This window comes from Tersicoccus solisilvae (assembly GCF_014643255.1).
Taxonomy (GTDB): domain Bacteria; phylum Actinomycetota; class Actinomycetes; order Actinomycetales; family Micrococcaceae; genus Tersicoccus; species Tersicoccus solisilvae.
The window spans coordinates 1-578 of record NZ_BMJI01000082.1 but is presented as its reverse complement, the minus strand read 5'-3'; the positions used below and the strand labels follow the sequence as shown (position 1 = coordinate 578).

The following is a 578-nucleotide window of genomic DNA, read 5'->3' as shown; positions in this document are numbered from 1 at the left end:
GGCCTCACTCACCGGCCACTTAGTGATCTCTACCTTGCACACCAACACGGCTTCCGGCGCCATTACCCGCTTGCAGGACATGGGCGTTGAGCCTTTCCTGGTGTCTTCCAGTCTGCTGGGGGTGCTGGCTCAGCGCCTGGTGCGGACTCTATGCAACGAATGTAAGGAAGCCCATGCCCCGGATGCCCGCGAACGTGAACTCCTGGGCATAGGCGATGAAGACGCGGTAATCTATCGTGCCAAGGGCTGCAAGAGCTGTGGCCATAACGGCTATCGTGGCCGTACCGGGATCCATGAACTGCTGCTGGTGGACGACAATGTCCGCGAACTCATTCACGGCGGCCGTGGCGAATTGGCGATTGAGAAATACATTCGTCAGCACAGCCCCAGCATTCGCCATGACGGCATGGTCAAGGTGCTGGCGGGGATCACTACCCTGGAAGAAGTGCTGCGCGTGACCCGCGAGGAGTAATTCATGGCGGCATTCGAGTATAAGGCGCTCAATCAAGCCGGAAAGCAGGTCAAAGGGGTTATCGAAGCCGATACCGCCAGACAGGCCCGCAGTCAGCTGCGTGAGC

2 protein-coding genes are annotated in these 578 nt (G+C 59.2%); both read left to right on the top strand.

All coding sequences use genetic code 11. The annotated features are described in order from the left end of the window. On the top strand, positions 1-472 hold a 472-nt coding region (locus IEX22_RS16350; RefSeq protein WP_188669288.1), incomplete at its 5' end, for a GspE/PulE family protein. A 3-nt stretch (positions 473-475) separates the two neighbouring features. After that, positions 476-578 (top strand): hypothetical protein (locus tag IEX22_RS16560; protein ID WP_498063240.1); only part of this gene is annotated, 103 nt, incomplete at its 3' end.